This is a genomic window from Thermomonas hydrothermalis (assembly GCF_900129205.1).
GTDB classification, from domain to species: Bacteria; Pseudomonadota; Gammaproteobacteria; order Xanthomonadales; family Xanthomonadaceae; genus Thermomonas; species Thermomonas hydrothermalis.
Genome location: NZ_FQUK01000033.1, coordinates 1 through 23863 on the forward strand (window position 1 = coordinate 1; position 23863 = coordinate 23863).

Here is a 23863-nt window from a genome sequence, read left to right on the forward strand (position 1 = left end):
CGAAAGTGGGTCTCTTGGGCACGACGGTGTCGGCTGACGCCCTTCAAGAAGCTCGGTGCCACCATCCGCGACCACCTCACCGGCATCCTGCGGCATTTCGACACCGGCCTGTCCAACGGCCAGGTCGAGGCCTTCAACGCCCAGATCCAGGCCGCCAAGGCCCGCGCCAAGGGCTATCGCACTGACGCCAACCTGATCGCCATCAGCTACCTGCTGTGCGCCAAGCTCAGGCATCTACCCCGTCACCCTTGGCTCCATGCTCCCCATCAGACATGAACCGTTTCCACTGGAATCGCGATTGAGCCTTTTTCTCTTGGGTGCGCTTGTCGGCTTCGGTCGTATCGTCCTTGGCGCCAGGGGTTGGTTCCTTGCCGCTATTTCTTGGCAGCTCCATCGTGCCGCCTAGCTTGATCATTGAGGTACTGGAGCCGCCTGGGCCGTTTTGCCCCTGTGCCCTGACCGTGCTGTTACCGACCACTGGGCTCGGATTTTTGAAGTAGTCGGAGATCGCCTCGCGTTGCTTGGTGGTCAGCGCACCCACCAGCCACATGACCAGGAAAAAGGCCATCATTGCGGTGACGAAGTCGGCGTAAGCCACCTTCCACGAACCGCCATGGTGACCACCGCCCTGGACCTTCTTGATCCGGCGAATAACGACGTTTTTTTCTTCCTTCCCGGCCACGGCTTATTTCAGCGACTTCAGATGCTGTTCGAACTCCAGGAAGCTCGGCCGGAAGTTGGAGGGAACGGTCTTGCGGGCGAACTCCAGGGCGATCTTGGGTGCATAGCCATGCAGGCTGGCGATCAGGGCGGTCTTGACCGTCTCGTAGATGCGTGAATCCTGCTCGGCCCGCGCCTCGATCGCTGCGGCCAGTGGTGCAACAAACCCATACGCCAGCAGGATACCCAGGAAGGTACCGACCAGCGCACCGGCCACGTGCGCACCGACTTCTGCGATGTCGCCGCCGATCGACCCCATGGTGATGACGATGCCCAGCACGGCGGCCACGATACCGAAGCCAGGCAGACTGTCGGCCACCTTGGTCAGGGCATGCGCCGGCGCCAGTGCCTCATGGTGATGCTTCTCCAGCTCCAGATCCAGCAGCGGCTCCAACTCCTGGGGCTCGATGTTGGAACCGATCATCAGACGCATGCAGTCGGTGATGAAATCCAGCAGGTGGTGATCGCTCTGGATCTTCGGATACGCCCCGAAAATCGAACTCTCAGCTGGGTTCTCAACGTGGCTTTCCAGGGCCATGAAGCCTTCCTTACGGGCGCGGTTGAGCAGCTCATACAGCAGGCTGAGGACGTTCAGATAGTCCTCGCCGGTGTAGCGGGGGCCTTTGAGAACCCCGATCACCTCGCCTAGCGTGGCCTTGACCACCTTCATCGGGTTGGCCACCAGGAACGCGCCAAAGGCGGCGCCACCAATGATCACGAACTCGAACGGCTGCCACAGTGCACCCAGACGCCCGTGGGAGCCAATAAAGCCCCCGATCACGCTGGCGATGACGACAATGAAACCGACGATGATGAGCATGCGGGAAAAGTGCGATGCCTGAAGGAAAAAGGTGTCCCACTAGCAAGACCGCGCGCAGTGGTGCCGTCAGGTGATGGTACACCAGCTGAATGCGAGAGAAAGCGGTTGGTCGCATGTGGCTGACCGTTGTGGCAGCCAAAGCGAGCAATCCAGACCTTCGGCAAGCGCCAAGTCTCGTGCAGCACACGTCTGTCGCAGGTTGCCCGAAGGTGATGTCAATGGTGAGGCGACTTCGGGCCAGTCCGGACGTCAGACATGAAAAAACCGCCCGGAGGCGGTTTTTTCATCATGATCATGGTCGGGGAGACAGGATTTGAACCTGCGACTTCTACGTCCCGAACGTAGCGCTCTACCAGGCTGAGCTACACCCCGACGGCAGGGCCGGCATTGTAGGGGGCTTCATTGTCGTCGGCAAGAGGGTGTATGAGTCCACCACCTTTGGCACTCGGGGGGAGCAGTGGGGCAAGGCGGGGCTCCAGCAAGATCCGCCGCCAGCCCGCCAGCGGGCCGGACCAGCCTTGGCCGTCCTGCAGGCTTTCCAGCAGCTTGCGTGAGGCCAGTACACCCTCCGGTAGTCCCAGTTCTGCCGCCAGCGCCGCGACTGCCTGTTGCAGGGCGCGTAATTGCTGTTTGTCGCGTGTATCGCCGCGAGCCAAGGGGGCGTGCTGTTCGTCCGCCAGTGGGGTGGTGATGGCCTGCCAGAGCGCATCCTGCAGGGCGCGGGGTGCTTTGGGCGTGGCGTCGAGCAGGGCCTTCAGGGCCTGTCGATCGGGTGGGTTCTGGCGGGCCAGGGTCACGGCCAGTTCGTTGTCCAGAACCCAGCTGCGCGGTTTGTCACTTCGCCGCGCTTGCTCATCGCGCCAGCGCAGCAGTCGCAGGAGCCTGTGCTGGCCGGCCGCATCCAGGAACTGCGCGCTGCGTATTGCCAGATGCGGCCAGGGGTCTGCGGCGTCATCGGCGGCGACCGCCAGCTGGCGGTTGGTGTCTTCCTCTAGCCACGCCATCCGGCCGAGCGTATGCAGGCGTTGCTGCAGGCTGCGGTGCAGGGCGTGCAGGTAGCGCACGTCGTCGGCGGCATAGGCGAGCTGGGCGGGCGAAAGTGGCCGGCGCAGCCAGTCGGAACGGGTTTCGCCCTTGGCCAGCTCGACGCCGGTCAGGACGCGCACCAGCGATTGGTAGCCCAGCCCGGCCCCCAGCCCGCACAGCGCAGCGGCGGCCTGGGTGTCGAACAGGGGCGAGGGCAGGGCGCCGCAGGTATGGCGGAACGCCACCAGATCCTCGCTGGGGCTGTGCATGATCTTGAGCACCCGGTGGTCGCTTAGCAGTTCGGCCAGTGCCTGCGGCATGCCGGGGCGCAGTGGGTCCACCAGCAGGATGTCCTGCCCGGTGTCGCCCAGGGCAATCTGCACCAGCGCAAGTTGCGGCCAGTAGGTGCGCTCGCGGATGAACTCGGTGTCCAGCCCGATCGCCGTTGGCAATGGGTTGAGATGTGCGCGCAGCGCGTCGGGGGTGTCGATCCAGTGGGTCATGGGGCCATTATGACGTGTCGGTTCTGTGTTCCCTGGTACGGGGCGCTGCGATCGGCGGTTGTGTTGGCCGAGGTTGCCGGGCGCCGGTCATCGCTTTACCTTGCCCGCATCCATCCTGAAACGATAAGGACGCTGCGTGCGGGCCAGAGTGCTAGTCATCGCCATGCTCCTGCTGGCCGGGTGCACCGCGGACGCGCCGCCGGAGGTCGCCGGTCAACAGGTAGCGCCACCGCGTCCCGCGCAACCCGACCCGCCGCGCCGCGCCCAGGTTCTGATCCAGGGCGATGACTCCCTGGCGCAGGTGCTGAGCTGGTCGTTGCCTGAGGTCAGGATCGACAACCCACGTCGCGCCCGGGCAGAGGCCCGGCGGGCGCTGGCGCGCGGGGACCTGTTCGAGACGCCGCAATCGGCGATTCCGCTACTGCTTGCGTTGCAGAAGGCGGCGCCCGGGAATGCCGAGGACGCCCGGCTGCTGGAAAAAGCACAGGCAGCGTTGCTGGCCCAGGCCTGGATCGCATTGGCCAATGGCGAGGATCCGGCTTCGCTGCAGTTTGCCCTGCGGCATGGCACGGTGTTGCGCACTCTTTGGCCGACGCATCCGGAAGTGCAGCGCTTCCTGGCGGCGTTGGATCGTGCCGGGCAGGCGATCGCCCTGGCCGAAGCCGGCGACCGCGCCTGCAGTGAAGGCCGGCTCGATGTGCCGCAACGTGGTGCCCTGGCCTATTACCGCAAGGCGCAAGCTCTGTGGCCGGGGTTGCGTCGGGTGCAGCAGGGTATCGCGGCAGTGCAGGAGCAGTTGTTGGCACAGGCACAGGTGCAGGCCAGGCAGGGCGATTTCGACGCTGCCTATGCCTTGCTGGGACGAGCGCGACAAGCGCGTGACGATGCCGCCATCGCCGCCATGCAAGCGCAGATCGAGGCGATCCGCAGTGACCAGATCCGGCGTCTGGGTGACGAAGGAATGATGGCGCTGGGCGATGCCAACCTGCGGTTGGCGCGCGAGCGGCTGGCGCAGATTCTGCGGATCGCCCGGCCGGGTGATCCGGTCAGCGTGGCGCTGCGAGAGCGCATCGATCAGGTGAGTCGCTACGGGCTGTTCAAGCCGGGGCAGGTGTTCACCGATGCTTTGCCGGATGGTAGTCGCGGGCCGTCGATGATCGTGGTGCCGCATGGTCGCTTCCTGATGGGGGCCATCCCCGATGACCGCGACGCGAGCAGCGACGAGCAGCCGCGCCACCCGGTGCAGTTCGAGCGCGGGTTTGCATTGAGCCGGTACGAGATCACCGTCGGTGAGTTTCGTCGCTTCGTCGAGGCCACCGGCTATGTCACCCGGGCCAGCCGACGCGGGCATTCGCTGACCTATGACGCGCGCAGCGGCAATTTTGTGCGGGCCAGTGGTGTGGACTGGCGCATGGGGTATGACGGCCGGCCCGCCGCTGACGACATGCCGGTGCTGCATGTCACCGCGCGTGACGCCGAGGCCTATGCCGCTTGGTTGAGCGAGCAGACCGGCGCTCATTACCGCCTGCCCAGCGAGGCCGAGTTCGAGTACGCATTGCGCGCCGGTGGGCGTGGCCGGTTTCCCTGGGGCGATGGGCCGCCTCCGCTGCAACAGGCCAATCTGGCCGGTGGCAAGGATGTCTCGCCGCAGGGGCGGCACTGGCAAAACGCGTTTGTCGGGTATGGCGATGGCTGGTGGGGCCCGGCCCCGGTCGGCCGCTTTCGCGCCAATGCCTTTGGCCTGTACGACATGGACGGCAATGTCAGCGAGTGGGTGGCCGACTGCTGGCATCGCGGTTATCGGCGTGCCCCCGGTAACGGCGCCGCCTGGGTCAATCCGGGCTGCCGGACGCGGATGTATCGCGGCGGCAACTGGTCCAGCGCGCCGGTGCAGGTGCGCGCGTCATGGCGGACATCGGGCGGCGTGGATGTGACCAGCGCGTGGGTAGGGTTTCGCCTGGCGCGCCAGATTTGAGCGCGCCTCAGCGCGGCTTGGTGCTTCCGTCGCGGGATTTTCGCGTGGGTGGGTGGGCGTGCCCAGGCTGTTGCCCAGGGTGGCCTGGAACTCCTTCCACAGCGCCATATTGCGCTCGGTCAGCTGGTTCAGCAGTGCCCACGGCGTTTGCCCGAGCAGACCGCCCATCTGCTGGCGGAACTGGTTCTGCTGCTCCAAAAACAGCTGCATCGACCGTTCCAGATAGTTGCCCATGAACCCTTGCAGCGAGTCGCCGTAGAACCGGATCAGCTGACTCAGTAGCTGGGTGGACAGCATCGGCTGCCCTTTCTGCTCGTGCTCGGAGATGATCTGCAGCAGCACCTGGCGGGTGAGATCCTCGCCGGTTTTGGCATCACGCACTTCAAACTCCTCGCCATCGACGATGAGCTGACGGACGTCGTCGATGGTGATGTAGCTGGAGATTTCGGTGTCGTACAGACGGCGGTTCGGGTACTTCTTGATGACGCGTGTCGCGGACATGGAGTACGCACTCTAGGACGGCGCTTCATGCAGCATGGCGCAGTGCGGCACGGCTTGCAACTGGGGATATGTCAAGGCTGGGCATGGCCTCCGGGTTGCCTAGACTATGGCCATGGAAACCAATCTGATTCAGCGTTTTTCCGGCATCGACCGGCTATACGGGCGCGGCGCGCTGGCGCGCCTTGCCGAATGTCATGTCACCGTGGTCGGCATCGGCGGGGTTGGGTCGTGGGCGGTAGAGGCGCTGGCGCGCAGTGGGATCGGCGCGTTGACCCTGATCGATGCCGATGAGGTGTGCGTGTCCAATACCAACCGCCAGCTGCCGGCCTTGACCGGCCAGTACGGACGGTTGAAGGTCGAGGCCATGGCCGAGCGTTGCCTGGCGATCAATCCTGGATTGTGCCTGACCTTGCAACCCCGCTTTCTGACGCCTGCCAATCTGGCCAGTGTGCTGGAGTCGCCGGGTGATCTGGTGCTGGATGCCTGCGACAGCTTCCGCAGCAAGGTCGAGATGATTGCTTTTTGCCGCCGCCGCAAGCAGCCGATCATCACGGTCGGTGCCGCCGGCGGGCGAACCGACGTGACGCAGATCCGGGTGCGTGATCTGTCGCGTACCGAACACGATGCCATGCTTTCGCTGATCCGCAAGAAACTGCGCGCCGAGTTTCACTTCCCCCGCAATCGCGACCGGTATTTCGGGGTTCCGGCGGTGTACTCGCTAGAAAATGTGCGCTACCCGCAGCCCGATGGCAGTGTCTGCGGCGTGCGCCCGTCGCTGGACAAAGACGAGGCGCTCAAGCTGGACTGCGGCGCCGGCCTGGGTGCGGCCACCCACGTCACCGGCGCGTTTGCATTTGCCGCGGTCGGCAAGGCGATCGAGTTGCTACTCAGCCCGAAGCGGCGTCAGCCGGACGCATCGCAAGATTGAACAGCCGGCGTGCGTTGGCCGTGGTGGCAGCCGCCAGCGCCTCTGGAGTCGTGTTGCGAAGTTCGACGACGGTGGTCAGCACGTCCAGCAGATGGGCCGGCTCATTGCGCTGGCCGCGATGGGCAGCGCCGGGCTGATCCGGGCTGTCGGTTTCCAGCACAAGCTGTGTGTCTGGCAGTGCGGCGACCACGCCGCGCAGTCGCTGCGCCCGCGGATAGGTGACGGGGCCGCCGATCCCGACGAGAAACCCGAGCTGGTGCAGGCGGGCAGCCTGCTCGCGGCTGCCGGAGAAGCTGTGCACGACGCCGCGCAGGCCGCCGATCCGGCGCAGTGTTGCGATCACGGCATCCACCGCGCGCCGCGCATGTACGATCACCGGCAGGTCGAACTCGCGCGCCAGCCGCAGCTGCGCTTCGAAATACTGCTGCTGGGCCTGCGCATCCAGCCCTTCAACGAAAAAATCCAGCCCGCACTCGCCGATGGCCACCGGCCGTTCGCGCGCGATCCAGTCACGGAGTAAGTCCAGATGCTCCGGTCGATGTGCGGCAAGCGCCATCGGGTGCAGGCCATAGGCTGGAAACAGCCCCGGATACTGGTTGCAGACAGCTTTCAGGTGCTGCCAGCCAGAAGCATCGATCGCCGGCACGATTTGTGCGACTACACCGGCTGTGCGTGCGCGCTGCCAGGCGGCAGCGCGGTCCGGCTCGAACTCGGGCGCATCGAAATGGCAGTGGCTGTCGATCAGCTCCATGTCAGCGCGATGGCGGTGGCGTGCTGTTGGCTGCGTTTGCAGCATCCGGTTTTTTCCAGCGCGCCACCAGCAAGGTGGCCAGGCCAAGCAGGAGGTCATCCCAGGGCACCAGATTCGGGATGAGCAGGTCGATCACGAACAGCACGCCCAACACGAGGAACAGACGTGGGTGGCTCAGCCGGCCCAGCCAGCGCAGGAAAGGAGCAAGCAATGGATTCGCCATGCCTTCACGCTACCATGCCAGCGTCCGGAGACAGATTTCCTGAACCTGAACGCAGGCACGCCTGGATGGCGTGTGCTCGGCAGCGATTCAGAATCGCCGTGCTGGAATCGGAACCGAAACAGGGGATTTTCTTTCACTAAAGGTCACAGACGCGGGAGTCGACCATGAGCAGCAACACCAATCTTGCCATCGCCGTTGCCGCCGCCCTGGTGGTCGGGGGCGCCGCCGTTGCCGGATACATGAACAGCCGCAAGCAGGAGGCGCAGCCCGTGCAGGCGCCAGCTGCCGCAGCCACATCGCAGCCCTTGGCTGCTCCAGGCAGCGAACCGGCCCCGGCCGGCAATGCCATTCCCACTCAGGCTGCGCCGCGGCTGGAGTATGCCGATGTGCTGGCGGTCAAGCCGGTCACTGCCAAAGAGCCGCTCTATGCCACAGTGGTGCGCAGCGAGCCAATCCGCGAGACCAGCACCGTCAATACCCCGCGCGAGGTCTGCGAGGATGTGGTGGTGCAGGAGCGGCTGCCCGAACGCGACGGCAATGCCGGCGGTACCGTCGTCGGTGCGCTGGTCGGTGGTCTGGTGGGCAACCAGGTCGGTAAGGGCGATGGCCGCAAGCTGGCGACCGTGGCCGGTGCCGTTGCCGGCGGTTACGTCGGGCATGAGATCGACAAGCGTCACGAGGGTGGCAAGGTGGTCAACCGTACCGAGCGGCAGTGCCATACCGTCACCGATACGTCCACCAGTGAGCGCACGGTCGGCTGGAACGTGACCTACCGCCGCCCCGATGGCAGCCTGGGCAGCATGCGCATGGACAGCAAACCGGGCAGCCGGATTGCCCTCGGAGACGGCAGCAAGACCATCGGCTATGACGTGACCTATCGCTGGAACGGCGAGACACACACCGTGCGGATGGACCAGAAGCCGGGCGCCCAGTTGCCGGTGGTGGATGGCCAGGTGGTGCTGCAGACCGCCGCTGTCAGCGGCAGCACGACGCGCTAAAGCCACTTCAAGCGTGTGTGCCACGGGGCCGGAGCAATCCGGCCCCGTTTGCGTTCGGGCCGGCGAAACGCCCGAGGCTGGCGCCAGAAGCAACGATTCGCTGCGGTATTTCATGCAAATCGCAGGTACCGGCTGTGCGTCCTGCACGATTACAATGGCGGTTCGTCCAATTTCCCTTCAAACCGCCATGGCCCTGCATCCTTACGATCTGTTCGATGTCCGCTCCCTGCTCAGCGAAGAAGAGCGTGCGGTGCAGGACACGGTGGCGCGGTTCACCGACGAGCGCGTGCTGCCCATCATCGGCGAGTGTTTCGACCAGGGGCGGTTCCCGAAGGAGCTGATCCCCGAGATCGCCGCACTCGGCCTGCTGGGGTCTTCGCTGCCCGAGCAATATGGCTGTGCCGGTCTGAACTCGGTGAGCTACGGGCTGATCTGCCAGGAGCTGGAACGCGGCGATTCCGGCATTCGCAGCTTCGTATCGGTGCAAAGCTCGCTGTGCATGTACCCGATTTACGCCTACGGCAGCGAAGAGCAGCGCCAGCGCTGGCTGCCGGAGATGGCCGCGGGCAAGGTCATTGGCTGCTTTGGGCTGACCGAACCGCACGGTGGCTCGGACCCGGCCAACATGAAGACCAATGCCCGGCGTGACGGCGGCGACTGGGTGATCAACGGCAGCAAGATGTGGATCACCAATGGCAACCTGGCCGATATCGCCATCGTCTGGGCACAGACCGACGAGGGAATCCAGGGCTTCATCGTCGAGAAGGGCATGCCCGGGTTTGCGGCGCAGGAGATCAAACACAAGATGAGCCTGCGCGCGTCGGTGACCAGCGCGCTGTTCTTCGACAATGTGCGCGTACCGGAGGCCAACCGGCTGCCCAACGTCAAGGGCCTCAAGGGGCCGCTGGGCTGTCTGACCCAGGCCCGCTATGGCATTACCTGGGGCCCGATCGGTGCCGCCATCGCCTGCCTGGATGAAGCACTGCGTTACAGCAAGGAGCGCATGCTCTTTGGCCGTCCGGTGGCGGCCACGCAATCGGCGCAGATCAAACTGGCCGACATGGCCCGCCGCATCACCCTGGCGCAGCTGCTGTCGCTGCAGCTGGGCCGTCTGAAGGATGCGGGCACCCTGCAGCCGACCCAGGTGTCGCTGGCCAAGTGGAACAATGTCCGCATGGCGCTGGACATCGCCCGCGAGGCCCGCGATCTGCTTGGCGGGGCCGGCATCACCACCGAGCACTGCCCGATCCGCCATGCGCTGAATCTGGAATCCGTCATTACCTATGAAGGCACCGAGACCGTGCACCAGCTGGTGGTCGGTCGTGAGTTGACCGGCATCAACGCCTTCTAAAACGCGCCCGATCGGCTGTCTGATCGCAGGGGGCGAGGGCGGTGTGGCCGCGTCGGACCGATTGGGCGATGAGCCGGAGGCGTTTGCAGCGCCCTGCCTGCGTGTCGCTGCATCCCCTTTTCCAGCATGACCCGGCGGGGTGTTCCCGCATTACGAGTAGCTGCCATGTTCGCCACCGTTCCCAATCCCATTCCGGCCCGGATGAAGGGCGTCAACCGTGCCGAAATCTGTGATGTCAACTTCCAGGAGTTTGTGCGGCAGTGGCGTGGGCAGCCGCTGCCAACGCCGGCACCGGATGAGCCGATCCTCGATAGCAGTGCGCTGGATGCGCGGGGGTTTTACGAGCTGTTCGAGTCGCAGCTGATTTCCCGCCATCTGGATCTGATGGCGCGTGTGCTGCGCGTGCAGAACAAGGTGTTCTACACCATCGGTAGCAGCGGCCATGAAGGCAACGCCATGGTGGCGCGCCTGACCCGCCATACCGATCCGGCGTTTCTGCATTACCGTAGCGGCGCCTTCATGGCCGAGCGCTTCCGCAAGCTGCCGGGCATGGATCCGATCATGGATTCGGCGTTGAGCTTTGCCGCCAGCGCCGAGGATCCGGCCAGTGGCGGTCGCCATAAGGTCTGGGGCAGCAAGCCGCTGTGGGTTTTGCCGCAGACGTCGACGATCGCTTCACACCTGCCCAAGGCGCTGGGCACCGCGATTGCCATCGAGACCGCACGTCGGCTGGGGCAGCCATTGCCAGTGCCGGACGACAGTATCGTGATCTGCTCGTTCGGTGATGCGTCTGCCAATCACGCCACCGCGCAGACCGCCTTCAACGCGGCCAGCTGGACGGCCTACCAGAAGTTGCCGGCGCCAGTGCTATTCGTCTGCGAGGACAATGGCATCGGCATCTCGGTGAAGACCCCGGCCGGCTGGATTGCCGAAAGCTTCCGCAACCGGCCCGATCTCGACTATTTCTTTGCCGACGGTCTGGACCTGGCGGCGGGTTACGGCGATGTGCAGCGGGCGGTGGAGCATTGCCGTCGCACTCGGCGGCCGACGTTCTTGCATCTGCGCACCAACCGCATCATGGGGCACGCCGGCACCGATTTCGAGATCGAGTGGCGCAGTCTCGAGGAGCTGTGCGCAGTGGAAGCCGCCGACCCGCTGCTGCGTTCGGCAGCGATCGCGCTGGAATCCGGGTTGATGACCGCCGAGCAGATCCTGGCGCTGTACGAAGACATCCGGGCGCGTTGCTTTGCCGCTGCCGAAGCCGCCGACAAGCGGCCGCGGATCGAGACGCTGGAGCAGGTGATGGCACCGCTGGCGCCGTACACTCCGGACAAGGTGCAGGCCGAAGCCACCCGCGCGCCGGCACCGGAGGCGCGCATCCGGGCGTTCGGCGGCGAGGATCGGCTGCCGGAAAAACAGGCGCCGCGCCATCTGGCCATCCAGATCAACAATGCCCTGCACGATCTGATGGCCAAGTACCCGGAGACGCTGCTGTTTGGCGAAGACGTCGCCCAGAAAGGCGGCGTATATACCGTGACCAAGGGCCTGTACAAAGCGTTTGGCAGCCGCCGCGTGTTCAACACCCTGCTCGATGAAACCATGATCCTCGGGCTGGCGCAGGGCTTTGCCAACATGGGGCTGCTGCCGATCCCGGAGATCCAGTATCTGGCCTATCTGCACAACGCCATCGACCAGATTCGCGGCGAAGCCTGCTCGTTGCAGTTCTTCAGCAACGGTCAGTACGCCAATCCGATGGTGGTGCGGATTGCCGGGCTGGGCTATCAGCGCGGGTTTGGTGGTCATTTCCACAATGACAACTCGGTGACCGCACTGCGCGACATTCCGGGGCTGGTGGTGGGGTGCCCGTCGCGCGGTGATGACGCGGCGATGATGCTGCGCACGCTTGCCGCGCTGGCCAAGGTGGACGGTCGGGTCAGCGTGTTCCTCGAGCCGATCGCACTCTACATGACCAAGGATCTGTATGCGCCCGGTGACGGCCAGTGGCTGACCACCTATCCCACACCCGACCAGGCGCTGGTGCTGGGCGAGGAGCGCGTCTATCACCCAGACGCCCACGATCTCGTGATCTTCACGTTTGGCAACGGCGTGCCCATGAGCCTGCGCGCCGCGCGCCAGATCGAGGCCACGCATGGCTGGAAGGTGCGGGTGGTCGATCTGCGCTGGCTGGTGCCACTGAACCATGCGGCGATCGCAAAACATGCGGGCGAGTGCGACCGCATCCTGGTGGTCGATGAGGGCCGCTTCAGTGCCGGCATCGGCGAAGGGGTGATCACTGCAATCACCGAAGCCGGTTTTGGCGGCAAGCCGTTGCGGCGGGTGGTGGGGGCCGACACCTACACACCCCTGGCCGGGGCGGCGTTTTTGGTGATCCCCAAGGACGAGGACATCATCGCCGCAGCAGACGCCCTGGCGCAGTAAGCGCCAGGACGCTGCGATGGGCTGCGTTGCCGGCAGGCGTCAGCTCAGTGCCAGACCCAGCGCGGTCAAGAACACCAGGCTGGCCAGTCCCATCACACTGAACACCATCTGGCGCAGGGTGCGACCGCGTGCCCACATCCAGATGCCGGACACGCCGAGCACGATCATGCCAATGGCAACGCTGTCGGCCAGCACCGTCCAGAGCAGGCCGCCGCCCACCGCCTTGTGCAGGCGGTTCAGTGCCGCCAGCGGGCTGTGACGGGTGCGCTTGAGTACCGCCTGCGTGCTGCCCGGTGTGTATTCCAGTGACCAGGCATTGGCTGCGCTGCCGCCGCTGAGCATCCAGCGGGACGGTGCACGGCCCTCCCCGGCACCGCCGGGCGCGCCACCTTTGCGGATCAGTTGGGCGTCAAGCTGTAGATGGGTCTTGAGCCATAACGACAACTGCTCGGGTGATGTGCGCGCCTCTGCCGGTACCGGCAGCAGGCGGCGCTCGAAGTCCCGGCTTTCCCCTTGCGGCCAGGCCTGGTCGCCAAAGCGGTGATTCATCACCAGCCCGGTAAATCCGTACAGGAGGGCGGCCAGCGCCCCCCAGGCACCGATCCAAACATGCAGCTGGCGGACCCAGCGGTAGGCCAGCGTGGACGGACGTGTCACTGCGCGTACGTGCATGGGGCCACCGTGGTCAGTCGTGCAGGTTCAGGGTCAGCCATGCGCTGCGCGGGGCGCCGGGGCTGATGTTGTTATTGTTGTGGGTGCTGGCGTAGTAGCGGGTGTTGCCGAGGTTTTCGACATTGAGCTGCACCTGCAGCTTCGGCGTGAGCGTCCAGTAGAGCGCGGCATCGACACGGGTGAATGCCGGCAAGGTGACGGTGTTATCGATGCTGGCGTAGATCGCGCCGCGGTACACCACGCCCAGCCCGACCCCGATGCGGTCATTGATGTCATAGCGGTTCCACAGCGAGGCCGACTGCCGTGGCAGCTGCGCCAACCGGTTGCCCTTGAGGGCAGTGGCCGATTGCGTGGCGGTCAGTTCACCTGTCTGCCAGGCATAGCCGCCCATCACTTGCCAATGCGGCGTCAGATGGCCGGCCAGTCCCAGCTCCACACCCTTGCTGTACTGACCATCGACCAGCAGCAATCGGGTCGGATCATTCGGATCGGTCACCGCCACGTTGCTGCGAGTCAGGCGGTACAGCGCGATGCTCGCCTGCAAGTCGGGGTGAATATCCCACTTGGCGCCGATTTCACGGTTGCGGAAGACCTCCGGCGCCAGCGAGGCATTGCTGGCGGTCAGCGAACCCAGCTGGTCGCCGGCGCGCGGCTGGAAGGCCCGACTGACGCTGGCATACAGCGATACCTGCGGCAGCGGCTTGTAGATCAGCCCGGCGCGCGGTGACAGCGGGGTATCGTCGCTGCGGATGACCTGGCCATTGCGATTGTCATGTAGCTCGATCCGCACGTCGTCACGGCGCACGCCCAGCACCATCAGCCATTGCGGTGACAGCTCGATCTGATCCTGGAGGTACAGCGCACTGGTGCGGGCGATGATGTGATTGTTGGCATCGGTGGCGCTTGGGCGGAAGTCCACAGCCACGTCCACATTCGGCTGGCTCACCGGCACCACGTTGGCGCCCGGCGCGAAATAGCCGGTCAGGCGGCGGTTGTCGGTGATCTGCCGGCCCAGTTCCAGGCCGGCCAGCAGCGTGTGGTTGACCCGGCCGGTGCGGACGTCCCAGACCAGATCGGTTTGGTTGAACAGGTTGCGGCGGGCGGTTTCGGAGCGGTAGGCCGACAACGTCACCGTGCTGGCGGTGGCATTCACCGCGCCTGGAAACACGTTCTGGTAGTACTTGTCGTAATCCGCCAGACGGAGGTGGTTGCGGAGGGTGAGATGCTCGCCGAAGGTGTGGTCGAGACGGGCATCGAAGGCATCCACGTCGGCCTCGGTGCGGCTGAGGCGCGGGTTGCCAAAGAAGGTTGCGGGGTCGGTGCGCAGCGGTCGGCCCTGGTAGGACGGTACGCCCCGGTCGGCGGTGCGATCATCATGGAAATGCTCGTAGGCCAGCACGACCTCGGTCGCTGGACCAAGGGAGAAATTCACCGACGGGTTGAAGCCGTGGCGCTTGAGGAAAACGTCGTCACGGAAGCTGTCGGAGTCTTCCGCCATCGCGGTCACCCGAATGCCAGCCGATGTGCCAAGCCCCTGCCCGACATCCAGCGTTGCACGCCGGCGCAGATACGAGCCGAACTGCAGGGTGGCGTTGCGATGCTCCATTCCATCGGCGACGCGGGTGACCCGATTGATCACGCCGCCGCTGCCACCCCGGCCAAAGATCATCGCGCTGGGGCCTTTGAGTGCCTCGGCGCGCTCGAGGTTATAGACATCGCGGAAGTACTGCACGTCGTCACGGATGCCGTCCACGTAGAAATCACCGGTGGAGCTGATGCCGCGCATCACCGGGGTGTCGCGGTTGCCTTCGCCCTGGGCGGTGCCGACGCCGGGCATGTACCGGAAGGTGTCGTTGAGGCTGGTCAGGCCCTGGTCGGCGACCAGTTTGTCGGTGACCACCGTGACGGCCTGTGGCACGTCGAGCAGCGGGGTATCGGTCTTGGTGGCGCTGCGGGTGGTGCGGGCCTGGTATTCGGGCAGGTAGCGCTGGCCGACCACCACCACGGCGGCCAGATCCTTGGCGGCTTCGGGTGCATCCGCCTCCGTGCCGGGTTCGCCGGCAAGGACGGGGGCGCACAGGGTCAGGGCAATGGCAAGCGTGAGTGGGGCGGGTCGCAGGCGGAGGTGTGACATGGGACGTCCTTTGGGGGGGGTCGGATGAGAAGCAGCCGCGGCTGCGTTATAGAACATAATAATGAGAACGATTCGCATTAGCAACAAAAAGACAAAAAGTCCCGCCGCCCAACGGGTGGGCGAGTGCGAACGCGGTGGTTGGGCGACGTTGCGGTGGGGCGGATCAGCGATCGTCGCGGACGAACACCTGGCCGTCTTCGACCTTGACCGGGAAGGTGGTCACCGGCGTATGCGCGGGTGCGCACAGGGCACGGCCATCGCGCACGTCAAAGCGGGCACCGTGCAGCACGCATTCCACCTCACCGCGGGCAGGGTCGAAATGACCGGCGGAGAGTTCGAAATCCTCGTGCGAGCAGCGGTCTTCCAGGGCGTAGAAGCGGCCATCCAGATTGAACACGGCAATCGGCGTGCCGGTGACCGCATCAAAGGCCACTTTCATCTCGCCGGGCAGCAGCTCGGCGGTGCTGCAGACGTGGGTCCAGGTCTGGCTCATGCGGTGGTCTCCGTGACGCGCAATGGTTTTTCCAGCACGGCAAAGCGCAGGTCTGGCTGGCGCGGCAGGCCGAAGCGTGCGTCGCCGTAGGGGAATGGTTTGTACTCGCCGGTGCGCCGGTAGCCGCGGCGTTCGTAGAAGGCGATCAGCTCGTGGCGCTGGTCGATGACGGTCATCCGCATCACCGGCAGCTGCCAGTCATCGCGGGCGATGCGCTCACATTCGGCCAGCACGCGCTTGCCGATGCCGCCGCCCTGAAGGGTGGGTTCGACCGCAAACATGCCGAAGTAGCCGGCGCCTGCGTCGTCTGCGACATGGGCGCAGGCCAGCAGGCGGCCTTGCCGTTCCAGCATCAGCACCAGACTGCGGGGGCGGGTGAGATCAGCGCGTAACAGCTCCGGGTCGATGCGGTTGCCGTCCAGCAGATCGGCTTCTGTGGTCCAGCCGGCGCGGCTGGCCTCACCACGGTAGGCGCGGGTGACCAGTGCGACCAGGGCCGGGATGTCGGCCTCACCAGCGGGGCGCAGGATGTCGTCAGAGATTGGCGTCATGTCGTGATGCTACGGAATCTTTGGGTATGTGCCGAGAGCGTCAGGGGTCCGGTGGCAGGTCGAGTGTGTCCAGCGAGGGGAAATCGCTGTCGGGCAAGGCCAGGAATGCCCAGAACGGGATGCCGCGGTCCTGCCAGTCCACGCAGGCCAGGTCGAGCAGGTCGAGCAGGGTGTCGAAGCTGGTTTCGTCGGCGTCGCGCAGGTCGGCCGCGTGTGAAAACAGCAGGACGTAGCCGGGCGCGGGCAGCCAGCCGAGGTCGCGCAGCAGGTCGCCCAGTGCTTCCCAGCGGGGGGCAGGGTCGGGCAGGGCCAAGGCGGCCTGCAGCCGGGCCATCAACTCGGTGTGGCTGTCGCAGTCGCGCAGATCGAGCCGGCACAGCAGCAGCTCGGCATCCTGGGCCAGGGCGGCCAGGGCGGTGAGATCGTCTTCGGTGACGAAGAACACACCGGCCTGCCGGGGGTCATCCAGGTCGAGCGCGAGGGTGTCGTCATCAAGCATGGCAAGGCGTCCCGGAGCCGCGTGATCTGTGCAGGATGGCCCGGCATGGCGGGCCAGGCAAGCCTGCGGTCAGGGCATCACGTCGGTGCGGAGCAGCGGGTAGCGGTTGAAATCCTGATCCCAGGCCGGGTGACGGCGGTAGAAAAACTCCAGCCGGGCCTGGGGATTGGCGGCAAAGGCCGGGTCGGTGGACAGTGCTCGTTCGAACGCGGCTTTCAGCGCCGGGTCGCCGGCCAGCATTTGCCGGGCCTGTTCTTCGGCGACATAGGATTCCATGTATTCCTTGCGTTCGAAGGCGGTGTTGAACATTCCCCAGGCCGCCATCGAGTCGGGGGCTTGTGGCTCCAGCAAGGCCATCAGCAGACGCGCTTTCGGCTGGGCGATCGGCACGAACAGGGTGCCGGCGGGCAGATCGCGCGTGGTCGCCTGCCACTGGCCGGTCAGGCTGGTGCGCTGGTGACCTTCCACTGAGGTGGCGGAAAACTCGACGTGCTCGGCACGAAAGGTTTCCACGGCGTGCTGTGTGACGGGTGCCGTCAGGGTGTCCATCTGGATGCCATGCAGGCGCAGCAATGCGCCGACCTGGGCGGCGTATTCCGGTGGCACCAGGTAGCCGGCTTTGGGAGCGTTGACGGTCAGCGCCGGCACGATGGTGTCGCGCAGCGGCAGCATCCAGAGTTTTGGCGTGCGCTCGTCGTACTCGATCATGTCGCCGCCGGAGATCTCCGACCGCTGGCGGCGGTAGGCGTAGCCGAGAAACTCGATGATCCGGGTGGCATCGGTCGTGCGGTAATCCAGCGGCACCGGGCGGCCGGCGAGCGCCTTGGCGTCGGCATCGGCTTGCGCGGCCAGCTGCTGCCAGTGCTGGCCGTGACTGGCCACATGCTGCAGGGCGGCCAGCACGGCCTGGTAGGTCAGCCGCACGCGCTCCGGATACGGTTTCCAGGAATGGGTTTCCACCAGGATCGCCAGCCGGTTGCGCAGGGGGAAGTAGCCGGTGGAAAAGCGCGGCGGGTAGGCGGTTTCGACAAAGCCGCTGCTGGGATCGTCTTCACGGGCAAAGCTGGGATAGAAGCCGAGCGGAAGTACGCCCTGGGTCTTGAGATGCGCAAGGATGCCGGCTTTGAGCGTGCGGCCGGCGTCGCGCAGGGCTTCGTCGCCGATGTTGACCGGCTCGCCGGTGATCGAGATGCCATGCTGAAACTTGGCGCCGTCAGTGACGTGCAGATCGAGCATCACCAGTGGATCCCAGGCATCGATCAGGCCCAGCATGGCCTGCATTTCCGGTGCGTCGGCCTTGGCGTAGTCGCGGTTGAGGTTGTAGCGCTGGGCGGTGACACGAAAGCCCATGGCCTCCGGGCCGCGCTGGTTGGGGCGGTTCCAGGCCCGGAAGTTTTCGTGGCCATCAACATTGAACACCGGTACGAACAGCATCACCGCTGAATCCAGCACCCCTTTGCCGGTGCGGCCGGTCAGCAGGTCACGCAGCAGGGAAAAGCCAGCATCCTTGCCGTCGATCTCGCCGGCGTGGATGCCGCCCTGGACCAGCACCACCGGCAGCCCCTGCGCACGCGCCTGTTCGGGCGTGAGGGCGCCGCGCGTGGACACCACCAGGGCCTGCATCGGCCGGCCTTGCGGCGTGGTGCCAAACGTCAGGCAGCGCACGGCGGCCGGATAGGCGCGCTGGTAGGCCTCGCACAGGGCGATCACCTCATCGTAGCGGCCGGTCTGGCGATACCCGCTGCGCTCGGCCAGGGTGGACAGATCTGGACGGGCCGCGTGGGCGGCCACGTTGGCAAGCAGCAGGGCAAGGGCGACAAGCGGCGACAGCAGGCGGGGCATCGGCAACGGCGTTCGAGATGGACGGCGAAGCGATGGTAGCCGCCACGGGGAGGTCGGCTGCCACTGCCCAAGGTCATGCCTGTGGGTGTGGGAGAATGACGGCGCCTGCCATGCCGATGGCGCGGCCTGCCATCGAGGCAAGAATCAAAAGAGGTGCGTATGTCGGTCACTCTGCTGCTGGTGCTGGTCACCGTTGGGGTCAGCATCTGGGCGTTTCAGAACACGCGCTTGCTGGAACGGCTGCTGCTGTGGCCACCTGCGTTGACCCGCCAGCGCCAGTACGAGCGGCTGCTGACCTATGGCTTCGTCCATGCGGATTGGGCGCACCTGCTGTTCAACATGATCACGCTGTGGTCATTCGGCAGCCTGGTGGAACGGGTGTTTTCGGCCTGGATCGGCAGCATCGGCTTTCTGCTGTTCTATCTGTCGGCGATCGTGGTGTCGATCCTGCCGACCTACCTGTCGCACCAGCGAGACCCGAGGTATCGCAGCCTGGGCGCCTCCGGCGGGGTGTCGGCGGTGTTGTTTGCGGCGATTCTGTTTGACCCGTGGAGCGGCATCATTCTGTTTCCGATCCCGCTGCCGATTCCGGCGTTTTTGTTTGCCGTGCTCTACATCGGTTACAGCATCTGGATGGATCGCCGTGGCCATGACAACGTCAACCACAGCGCCCATCTGTGGGGCGCCGCGTATGGGGTATTGTTTACGCTGCTGCTGCAACCGGCGGTGGCGGCGCATTTCCTGCGCCGGCTGCTGGGCGGCTGAACAGGGGCGGTGACACGCCCGCATAAGGAGGCGGTGATGAACGCAATCCTGCACGATGTCATCCGCGGCTGCTTCCAGGTCGAAGTCGATGGTCATCGGGCCTGGCTCGACTATGCACTGGATGCCAGCGGCACGGTGATGACCATCACCCACACCGTGGTGCCGCAGGCCATTGGCGGCCGCGGCATTGCCGCTGCGTTGACGCAGGCGGCGCTGGTGCATGCGCGCGAGCAGGGCTGGGCGGTGCATCCGCAGTGCAGCTACGCCGATGCCTGGATGCGTCGGCACCCGGAGTTCGATGCGCTGCGCGCCTGACCGTGCCAGCTCAGGCGTCCGGGTAACGGATTTCCACGATCACATAGCGGACGTGGCCGCCGGGGAGCTGGGCCTCGACTTCGTCATCCACGCGCTTTTTCAGCAGTGCGCGCGCTAACGGGGCGTCGATGCTGATCCAGCCGCGCTTGGCGTCGGTCTCGTCGGGGCCGACGATGCGCAACCGCACCAGTTCGCCACTGGCGACGTCCTCCAGCTCCACTTCGGCGCCGAAAAACACCGCTTCACGGTCGGCTGGCGCGCCCTCCACCACCTTCAGGGCTTCCAGCCGCTTGCTCAGGTAGCGCACGCGGCGGTCGATTTCGCCGAGTTGTTTCTTGCGGTAGGTGTATTCGGCGTTTTCCGACCGGTCGCCTTCAGCGGCGGCGGCGGCCAGTGCTTTGACGACTTCCGGGCGCCGGACGCGCCAGAGTTCGTCCAGCTCCGCTTTCAGACGATCATGACCGGCGCGGGTGATCAGCGCCGTGCTTTTTTCAGCAGGGGGACGCCAGCGGCCCATGTGCACTCCTTGATGTGTTTCTTCCTGCGCGATGCCTGTGTCAGCGCTTGCCGCCCAGGATGCCGCCGAGCAGGCCGCGCAGGATCTGCCGACCCACCTGGCTGCCAATGGTGCGGGCGGTTTGCTTGGCCATGGCTTCCAGCACGCCCTGTCGGCGGCCGGTGCCCAGCAGCGCATCTTTCACCACCTGGCCGAAGCCGGTATCAGACGCTGTCCCGGACGGGGTTGGTGTCGCCGTGGGGGTCGTCGGGGCGGCTCTGGCCTCGGTCTTGCGGGCCAGCCGCTCGGCGGCGGATTCGCGGTCGATGCGGGTGTCGTATTTCATTCCGACCGGGCTATTGGCGCGCACCTGCGCCCGTTCGGCGTCGCTGATGGCGCCCATGCGGCAACGGGGCGGCGCGATCAGGGTCTTTTCCACCGGCATTGGCACGCCGTTGTCCTGCAGGGTGGACACCAGCGCTTCGCCGACACCCAGTTGACCAATGGTCTGGGCCACATCCAGATTCGGATTGCTGACGAAGGTTTCGGCGGCGGTCTTCACCGCTTTCTGGTCGCGTGGGGTGTAAGCGCGCAGCGCGTGCTGGATGCGGTTGCCCAGCTGGCCCAGGATCTCGGTGGGTACGTCGTCGGGGAACTGCGAGCAGAAGTACACGCCCACGCCCTTGGAACGGATCAGCCGCACCACTTGTTCGATGCGCTGCCGCAGGGCAGGCGGAATGTCGTCAAACAGCAGATGCGCCTCGTCGAATACAAAGACGAGCTTGGGCTTGTCCAGGTCGCCCATTTCCGGCAGCGTCTCGAACAGCTCGCTCAGCAGCCACAGCAGGAAACTGGAATACAGCCTGGGTTTGAGAATCAGCTGGTCGGCCGCGAGGATGTTGATCACGCCCCGGCCGTCGGGTGTGGTGCGCATCAGGTCGGCCAGCTCCAGGGCAGGCTCGCCGAAGAACTGGTCGGCGCCGTCCTGTTCCAACCGCAGCAGCGCGCGCTGGATTGCGGCAATGGACGGCGCGCTGACCAGCCCGTAGGTGGTGCTGATGGCCTGGCGTTCCTCCGTCAACAAGCCCAGCAGGGCACGCAGATCGGCCAGATCGAGCAACAGCAGGCCGCGGTCGTCGGCCAGCTTGAACAGGATGTCCAGCACGCCGGCCTGGGTGTCGTTCAACTCCAGGATGCGGCCCAGCAGGGTGGGGCCCAGCTCGCTGATGGTGGTGCGCACCGGGTGACCGGCTTTGCCCCACAGATCCCAGAACACCACTGGTGAGGCCTCGTTGCGGTAGTCGGTCATGCCCAGTTGGGCGATGCGAGCCTGCAGTTTCTCGCTGGGCGTGCCTGCCATCGCCAGCCCCGCCACGTCGCCTTTGACGTCGGCCAGGAACACTGGGACACCAATCCGGCTGAACCCTTCGGCTAGCGTCATCAGGGTCACCGTTTTGCCGGTGCCGGTGGCGCCGGCCACCAGCCCGTGGCGATTGCCGTACTTCGGCAACAGCACGACATCGCGTGGCGGCTGGGAAGTCACGCCTTTACCAATCAGGATCGGGTTCATGTGGGTCATCAATGCCGCAAGCGGAGGGCTGGATTCTATGCGATGCCCGTCTGTGCCGACGCTGTATGTGCTTGCCCGCCCTGAATGTCGCGGCTACCCTGCCAACCCCCCCAGTCAATGAGCATCTGATGTCTGTCCGCGGGTTGATCGTCGCCATCTGTCTGGCTTCTGCCTGGGCCCTGCCCATGCCGGCCGAGAGCGCCTCGCGTGAGCGCACCACGGCAAGTGACAGCCGCCGCGAACAGGCCGAGGTGGCCGCCCTGCAGCAGCGCATGGCGCAGGCCGAACAACAGTACCGCGATGCCATGCAGGCGCCGGATGAGGACAGCGCCGCCCGCGTCATCAATGCCGCCCTCAAGGAAATGAAAACCGTGGTGGACGCCTGCGCCCGTCAGCATGGCTGCCCGCTGGAGTCGATGCTGGGCACCTACGAGCGGCTGTTGCAGGACACCCCGCGGTTTGAGGACACGAGCAACGATGACGGGCTGGAGCCCCTGGACGAGCGCGACTTCGCCGCGGCTGACGTCCCGGAGTCGGCCAGCGGGGCGGCCCTGCTCAGCGAGGACGGCCAGCGTTTCGTGAAGATGGTGCAGATGAATCCGGCCGTGCAGGCCGGCATCCGCCGCTGGCTGACCGATCTGCGCCCGCAGCTCATGGATAGCTACGAAAACTACCGCTACATGCAGCATCTGATGTCGCCGGCATTTCGCCGCTATGGCCTGCCGGAGGCATTGCTGTTTGGCATCCTTGCCAAGGAATCCAACGGCAAGGTGCATGCCGGCTCGCGCGCTGGCGCGGTGGGGCCGCTGCAGTTCATGCCGTCCACCGGCCGTCGCTTCGGCCTGGGCGACGATGGCACCGGTTTCGATACCCGTTATGACCCACGCGCTGCCGCAGATGCCGCCGCGCAATACCTCAATGAGCGCATGGCGCAGCTTGGCAATAGCCTGGAGCTGTCGCTGGCTGGCTACAACGGCGGGGAGGGGCGGGCCTTGCGGGTCTATCAGTCCAGCGGTGGCCGCAGTTTCTGGGATATCAACGTTTACAGCCAGTTTCCCGCCGAAACCAAGGACTATGTGCCGATGGTGATTGCCGCCGCCTGGCTGTTTCTACATCCCAAGGAATATGGCATCCGCTGGCCCAGCGTCAGCGTGCACCCGACCACCATCACCCTGGCGCTGCCGGCGTCGCTGTATGAGCTGACCATTTGCCTGGGGAACTGGGGCTCGCGCAATGGCTACCTGCGCCCTCTGCGCAATCTCAACCCGCGCTGGAAGCCCGATGACGTGCTGCCGGCGGGCACCGTGCTCAATGTCACCACCCGCATCGCCTGGCTGTATCGGTTCAACTGCACCCGCGGCAAACGTCTGGAACTGGCGCATCAACTCATGGCCAGCAACGTGCAGGACGCACTGGTGCGCGTGGGCGACCCCGTGCCAGTCAGCGACCCCGCCCCAGCGTCCAGCCCTGCGGCGCCTGCGCCCGCGCCCACCCGCGCCCCGGCCAAACCCCGCACGTATAAAGTGCAGCGTGGCGACACCATCAGCAGCATCGCCCGCAAATGGCAGTGCGATATCACCGACCTGGCCAAGGCCAACAAGCTGAAGAAGCCGAAATACGCCATCAAGCCCGGCCAGGTGTTGAAACTGGACGGCTGCGGCTGAGCTTGTCGCGCAAGCCGGTGGTAGGGTGGCGGCCTGGTTCCCGATCAGGCTCAAGCGCCTGCTACGCGCGCCGTATCCCGGTGCCAAGGATGACCCGGTGGCGGATGAACTGCTGGACGACGCCGACCGCCTGCGAACATTGCTACTGGAAACGGCGCGGCTGATGCCGGTGCCGAAGGTAAAGCGGGCAAACGCCAGCGGGAAAGCGAAAAAGACGTCATGCCAGCGCCTGCGTTTGACGACATTGCGTCGGCTTGGCTTGAGCGTGGAGCAGTCGCGAGTGCTCGTCAGCCGTTGACGGGGCGGGAAAAGGGGCTCCATCGCGTCTGGTGTGGAACGGGCCGCCGGATGATGTCAGCCTTGGCGGATGCAAGAACAACTCTTCACCCAGGCTTTGGGGCTGACGCCGCCGTGGGCGGTAGACAGCGTGTCGTTTCGTCCGGATGAGGGGGCGATCCACTTCGAGGTGTCGTGCGATACGGCCCGGCTGGCCTGTCCGGTCTGCGGGGCGGCGGACCAGCCGGTGCACGACCGGGTGGAGCGCACCTGGCAGCATCTGCACTTCTTCCAGTTCAAGGCCTTCATCCACTGCCGGGTGCCGCGCGTGGCCTGCCGCGAGTGCGGCAA

At 65.5% G+C, this 23863-nt stretch carries 24 protein-coding genes, 1 tRNA gene and 1 pseudogene; 11 read left to right on the plus strand and 15 right to left on the minus strand.

What is annotated here, in order from left to right; genetic code table 11:
• Positions 1 to 276, plus strand: a 276-nt coding sequence (locus BUA29_RS09250; RefSeq protein ID WP_143148848.1) for a transposase, incomplete at its 5' end; no start/stop codon positions are given.
• Positions 277 to 304: 28 nt separating this feature from the next.
• On the opposite strand, the pseudogene BUA29_RS09255 reads toward BUA29_RS09250, so the two are convergent.
• The 4 genes and pseudogenes from BUA29_RS09255 to rnd form a co-directional block, all read right to left on the minus strand.
• Positions 305 to 682 (minus strand): annotated as a pseudogene (locus BUA29_RS09255) (flagellar motor protein MotB); the annotation flags it as partial.
• 3 nt (positions 683 to 685) lie between these two features.
• Complete coding sequence (motA, locus tag BUA29_RS09260) at positions 686 to 1540, minus strand: flagellar motor stator protein MotA (RefSeq protein WP_072756298.1); 855 nt, start codon at positions 1538 to 1540, stop codon at positions 686 to 688.
• A gap of 295 nt (positions 1541 to 1835) precedes the next feature.
• A tRNA-Pro gene (locus tag BUA29_RS09265) sits at positions 1836 to 1912 on the minus strand.
• Positions 1903 to 3069, minus strand: coding sequence for a ribonuclease D (gene rnd / locus BUA29_RS09270; RefSeq protein ID WP_072756299.1), 1167 nt, complete (start codon positions 3067 to 3069; stop codon positions 1903 to 1905). The genes BUA29_RS09265 and rnd overlap by 10 nt, the downstream gene beginning before the upstream one ends.
• Positions 3070 to 3232: 163 nt before the next feature.
• On the opposite strand from rnd, the gene BUA29_RS09275 reads away from it, so the two are divergent.
• Positions 3233 to 5044 (plus strand): formylglycine-generating enzyme family protein, encoded by a 1812-nt coding sequence (locus tag BUA29_RS09275; RefSeq protein WP_072756300.1) that lies wholly within the window; start codon positions 3233 to 3235, stop codon positions 5042 to 5044.
• On the opposite strand, the gene phaR is transcribed toward BUA29_RS09275, so the two are convergent.
• Positions 4973 to 5545, minus strand: coding sequence for a polyhydroxyalkanoate synthesis repressor PhaR (gene phaR / locus BUA29_RS09280; protein ID WP_072756301.1), 573 nt, complete (start codon positions 5543 to 5545; stop codon positions 4973 to 4975). The genes BUA29_RS09275 and phaR overlap by 72 nt on opposite strands.
• 112 nt (positions 5546 to 5657) lie before the next feature.
• Here phaR and BUA29_RS09285 point away from each other — a divergent pair, with 112 nt between their 5' ends.
• Positions 5658 to 6473: a tRNA threonylcarbamoyladenosine dehydratase gene (locus tag BUA29_RS09285; RefSeq protein ID WP_072756316.1), complete on the plus strand. Its 816-nt coding sequence runs from the start codon at positions 5658 to 5660 to the stop codon at positions 6471 to 6473.
• On the opposite strand, the gene BUA29_RS09290 is transcribed toward BUA29_RS09285, so the two are convergent.
• Complete coding sequence (locus BUA29_RS09290) at positions 6433 to 7224, minus strand: TatD family hydrolase (protein ID WP_072756302.1); 792 nt, start codon at positions 7222 to 7224, stop codon at positions 6433 to 6435. The genes BUA29_RS09285 and BUA29_RS09290 overlap by 41 nt on opposite strands.
• 1 nt (position 7225) lies before the next feature.
• On the minus strand, positions 7226 to 7447 hold the full coding sequence (locus tag BUA29_RS09295; protein ID WP_072756303.1) for a DUF6116 family protein: 222 nt from the start codon (positions 7445 to 7447) through the stop codon (positions 7226 to 7228).
• Positions 7448 to 7611: 164 nt separating this feature from the next.
• Between BUA29_RS09295 and BUA29_RS09300 the strand changes: the two genes are divergently transcribed.
• The 3 genes from BUA29_RS09300 to BUA29_RS09310 all read left to right on the plus strand — a co-directional run bounded on the left by BUA29_RS09300 (position 7612) and on the right by BUA29_RS09310 (position 12235).
• On the plus strand, positions 7612 to 8445 hold the full coding sequence (locus BUA29_RS09300; RefSeq protein WP_072756304.1) for a glycine zipper 2TM domain-containing protein: 834 nt from the start codon (positions 7612 to 7614) through the stop codon (positions 8443 to 8445).
• 187 nt (positions 8446 to 8632) lie between these two features.
• Complete coding sequence (locus tag BUA29_RS09305; RefSeq protein ID WP_072756305.1) at positions 8633 to 9796, plus strand: acyl-CoA dehydrogenase family protein; 1164 nt, start codon at positions 8633 to 8635, stop codon at positions 9794 to 9796.
• A 165-nt stretch (positions 9797 to 9961) separates the two neighbouring features.
• A complete protein-coding gene (locus BUA29_RS09310) occupies positions 9962 to 12235 on the plus strand; it encodes a thiamine pyrophosphate-dependent enzyme (RefSeq protein WP_072756306.1) in 2274 nt (757 codons plus the stop codon).
• Positions 12236 to 12274: 39 nt separating this feature from the next.
• Here the strand turns inward: BUA29_RS09310 and BUA29_RS09315 are convergent, their stop codons facing one another.
• From BUA29_RS09315 to BUA29_RS09340, 6 genes are all read right to left on the minus strand, one after another.
• Positions 12275 to 12907, minus strand: a complete 633-nt coding sequence (locus tag BUA29_RS09315) for a PepSY-associated TM helix domain-containing protein (protein ID WP_084602431.1) — start codon at positions 12905 to 12907, stop codon at positions 12275 to 12277.
• 13 nt (positions 12908 to 12920) lie between these two features.
• The gene (locus BUA29_RS09320) at positions 12921 to 15041 is read right to left on the minus strand and encodes a TonB-dependent receptor (protein ID WP_072756308.1); all 2121 of its coding nucleotides are present in this window, start codon (positions 15039 to 15041) and stop codon (positions 12921 to 12923) included.
• A gap of 163 nt (positions 15042 to 15204) precedes the next feature.
• On the minus strand, positions 15205 to 15534 hold the full coding sequence (locus BUA29_RS09325; RefSeq protein ID WP_072756309.1) for a non-heme iron oxygenase ferredoxin subunit: 330 nt from the start codon (positions 15532 to 15534) through the stop codon (positions 15205 to 15207).
• Positions 15531 to 16085: a GNAT family N-acetyltransferase gene (locus tag BUA29_RS09330; protein WP_072756310.1), complete on the minus strand. Its 555-nt coding sequence runs from the start codon at positions 16083 to 16085 to the stop codon at positions 15531 to 15533. The genes BUA29_RS09325 and BUA29_RS09330 overlap by 4 nt, the downstream gene beginning before the upstream one ends.
• A 40-nt stretch (positions 16086 to 16125) precedes the next feature.
• Positions 16126 to 16584 carry a barstar family protein gene (locus BUA29_RS09335; protein ID WP_072756311.1) on the minus strand — a complete coding sequence of 153 codons (459 nt, stop codon included), beginning with the start codon at positions 16582 to 16584 and terminating at the stop codon, positions 16126 to 16128.
• A 69-nt stretch (positions 16585 to 16653) separates the two neighbouring features.
• On the minus strand, positions 16654 to 18426 hold the full coding sequence (locus BUA29_RS09340; RefSeq protein WP_072756312.1) for a M14 family metallopeptidase: 1773 nt from the start codon (positions 18424 to 18426) through the stop codon (positions 16654 to 16656).
• A 159-nt stretch (positions 18427 to 18585) separates the two neighbouring features.
• Between BUA29_RS09340 and BUA29_RS09345 the strand changes: the two genes are divergently transcribed.
• Together BUA29_RS09345 and BUA29_RS09350 are read left to right on the plus strand one after the other, a co-directional pair.
• On the plus strand, positions 18586 to 19191 hold the full coding sequence (locus tag BUA29_RS09345) for a rhomboid family intramembrane serine protease (RefSeq protein ID WP_072756313.1): 606 nt from the start codon (positions 18586 to 18588) through the stop codon (positions 19189 to 19191).
• Between the two features lie 36 nt (positions 19192 to 19227).
• Positions 19228 to 19506, plus strand: coding sequence for a GNAT family N-acetyltransferase (locus tag BUA29_RS09350; protein WP_072756317.1), 279 nt, complete (start codon positions 19228 to 19230; stop codon positions 19504 to 19506).
• Positions 19507 to 19516: 10 nt separating this feature from the next.
• On the opposite strand, the gene greB is transcribed toward BUA29_RS09350, so the two are convergent.
• Entirely contained in the window at positions 19517 to 20023 is a 507-nt protein-coding gene (greB, locus tag BUA29_RS09355; RefSeq protein ID WP_072756314.1) for a transcription elongation factor GreB, read from the minus strand.
• A gap of 40 nt (positions 20024 to 20063) precedes the next feature.
• Positions 20064 to 21572, minus strand: a complete 1509-nt coding sequence (locus tag BUA29_RS09360; protein ID WP_072756315.1) for a helicase HerA-like domain-containing protein — start codon at positions 21570 to 21572, stop codon at positions 20064 to 20066.
• A gap of 128 nt (positions 21573 to 21700) precedes the next feature.
• Between BUA29_RS09360 and BUA29_RS09365 the strand changes: the two genes are divergently transcribed.
• From BUA29_RS09365 to BUA29_RS09375, 3 genes are all read left to right on the plus strand, one after another.
• Positions 21701 to 23236 carry a transglycosylase SLT domain-containing protein gene (locus BUA29_RS09365; RefSeq protein ID WP_143148878.1) on the plus strand — a complete coding sequence of 512 codons (1536 nt, stop codon included), beginning with the start codon at positions 21701 to 21703 and terminating at the stop codon, positions 23234 to 23236.
• 25 nt (positions 23237 to 23261) lie between these two features.
• A complete protein-coding gene (locus BUA29_RS12335; RefSeq protein ID WP_218587177.1) occupies positions 23262 to 23534 on the plus strand; it encodes a hypothetical protein in 273 nt (90 codons plus the stop codon).
• A gap of 69 nt (positions 23535 to 23603) precedes the next feature.
• The coding region (locus BUA29_RS09375; RefSeq protein WP_143148764.1) for a transposase family protein at positions 23604 to 23863 on the plus strand (260 nt) is incomplete at its 3' end.